4 protein-coding genes are annotated in these 2,132 nt (G+C 36.9%); 2 read left to right on the top strand and 2 right to left on the bottom strand.

Annotation, left to right across the window (positions count from 1 at the left end; translation table 11 throughout):
• Nucleotides 1-507: 507 nt before the first annotated feature.
• Both E1176_RS01980 and E1176_RS01975 read left to right on the top strand, forming a co-directional pair.
• Nucleotides 508-711 (top strand): hypothetical protein, encoded by a 204-nt coding sequence (locus tag E1176_RS01980; RefSeq protein WP_222933055.1) that lies wholly within the window; start codon nucleotides 508-510, stop codon nucleotides 709-711.
• Nucleotides 687-1,022, top strand: coding sequence for a type II toxin-antitoxin system RelE/ParE family toxin (locus tag E1176_RS01975; RefSeq protein WP_246205914.1), 336 nt, complete (start codon nucleotides 687-689; stop codon nucleotides 1,020-1,022). Before E1176_RS01980 ends, E1176_RS01975 begins: the two co-directional genes overlap by 25 nt.
• Nucleotides 1,023-1,176: 154 nt before the next feature.
• Here E1176_RS01975 and E1176_RS01970 read toward each other — a convergent pair whose 3' ends face one another.
• The gene (locus E1176_RS01970; RefSeq protein ID WP_155208897.1) at nucleotides 1,177-1,692 is read right to left on the bottom strand and encodes a hypothetical protein; all 516 of its coding nucleotides are present in this window, start codon (nucleotides 1,690-1,692) and stop codon (nucleotides 1,177-1,179) included.
• Nucleotides 1,693-1,824: 132 nt separating this feature from the next.
• Nucleotides 1,825-2,132, bottom strand: a 308-nt coding sequence (locus E1176_RS20395) for a hypothetical protein (RefSeq protein WP_185152557.1), incomplete at its 5' end; no start/stop codon positions are given.

The raw sequence follows: 2,132 nt of genomic DNA, 5'->3' as shown, positions 1-2,132 counted from the left end.
TAATCTTCTCGAAACGAAAAACTCCACAGTACTCGCCATTAGTGAAGCTATATCCCTCTTCAGTTATTTTAAGTTTCAATTCATAGGAACCTTCTATAAGAGCATAGTTTACTTCTTTATTATGAGGATTTTTCAGTGATGTAATACTAGGGAGTATCGTGCGTATCATTCTTAAATATTGTCCAAATCACTATTTAATAAAATACCCAACCTTGGGTATTTTTGCTTTTCCCCATACTTGTTATATAATGTCCTGCGTTATGTTACTTAGCTTGGGATTCAGCGTTGCATTAATAGTTTGAGTCAAGGCCCCTTTTATTCCTCTTTTAGATTCTCTTTCTTATTTCTTAGCATTGTATAGGCACTCTTTTGGCGTTTTCAGAAAGGGGGGAGGAGTAGGAGAAGTGGCAAATGTGTGCGGTTGTTGAATGATTCTTTATTGATTTGAGTTATATTTGCTATATGGCAAGCACAAGCGAAATTAGAAATAGACTCATAGATAGACTGATGGCGATTAGCAATTCAGATTATCTAAAAGCCCTGGAAAAAATGATTGATTCCTCAAATATCCAGGAAAAATTAATTGCCCTGACGGAAGAACAAAAGCTCATGTTAACCATGAGTGATGAGGATATTAAGACCGGCAGAATTATTGATCAAGAGGCTCTCAATAAGCAAGAACTTGAATGGCTAAAAGAAAAGCCCGCCTGACCGGCCGGCAGGTAGTTTGGACTCAAACAGCCGCCAGTCAACGAAGAAGCATTTTAGAATACTGGATTAATCGCAACAAATCAAATAACTATTCCATTAAAATACTGCGTCTCAGTAATGATAAGACTAAAGTAATTGCTCAAAATCCAAAATTATTTAGACTGGCAGATTTCCCTGATACACACATGGCTGCTATGGGCCATTTCAGTATTTTCTATAAATTCAATGCTAAAGAAGTCATTATAACTGCTTTTTGGGACAACCGTCAAGATCCTAAAAAGCTACTTAAAGAACTTTACAAGTCTAAATAGCAATATGAAAAGATTTTCAATCGTTCATAGATAGCTATTTAGTATAATGCGGATTATGTAACTGGTGATAGCCTGTTATATAATTTATATTATGTTAAATACAATATTTAGAAACCTACTCATCCTATATTATCACTCCTCTATTCCATACAGATTACCTGAGCCTCTGGTCTGGTGGCGGCTCCTTGTAAGCGAAGGTCTTGCTTAGGCCGCGTAAAAAGATGAGTAGAAAAATTGAGCCCACGATGATGAACCCAATTCGGTAAGCTGACAGCTCATTTTTCAAATGAAACATAAAAGTGTTTTCGTATACAATCGAATAATCATATAAGTCGTCACGATTTACCTGTATGTTCAGTGCTGTGTTGTTTGGTAGTAAAGCCTGCGTTGTATCATTATTGTCGTAATACCTGTCACGCATTCTTTCATGATAAGCAGTGTCCACTATGATTTGTCCGTCTACAGAATATTCCAATATTGGTATCACATACCAGTAACTACTGTCCTGCTCGTCTCTAAATTGTAAAGTTTCTACAACATAAGCTGTGGTGTTGATATAGTCGCTGTCCTTGTCCTCATCTTGCATATAAGGAACTATTGAGTAATATAGCATACTGATACCCAGCAAGCCAACGATACATAAGACGATGAAGCCACAACCTATTTTCATATATACAATATAGTAAAATTGAGCATACACCCGTTGCCCTATCTCCTGTTTGCTGGAGCATAAAATAAAAAAAGTCTCTACAGCTAGTGGCTATAGAGACTTCAGTCAGTTTTAATTGTTATGCTTTCCTTATTATCCTTTTGCTTTTACAGGGACATCATGTAGTCTGCTTTTGTCAGAGCTTTTCATCACAGCTTTTTGTGCCGAGGCGTTTTTGTGCATTCTCTTTATGGCCTTTTTGTTGGTTTTAGCACTCTCCTTTTTAGTTTCTATTTTTGCATTATACGCTTCCACGGTAGCCTTATTCATGTCCGCTTTTTTCTTTTCAGAAACCAGCCTTAATTTATAGGCGAGATTATTGAAAGTCATTCTCACATCTTTCACCGGCCTGTCAAAGCTTCTCACTATTTTATTTCTTGACTCCTCTCCGCTTCTGGGTG

The sequence above is a fragment of the Fulvivirga aurantia genome, assembly GCF_009711475.1.
In the GTDB taxonomy this organism is placed as follows: Bacteria; Bacteroidota; Bacteroidia; order Cytophagales; family Cyclobacteriaceae; genus Fulvivirga; species Fulvivirga aurantia.
The sequence above is the reverse complement of the archived record's forward strand: the minus strand, read 5'-3'. Positions and strand labels throughout refer to the sequence as shown.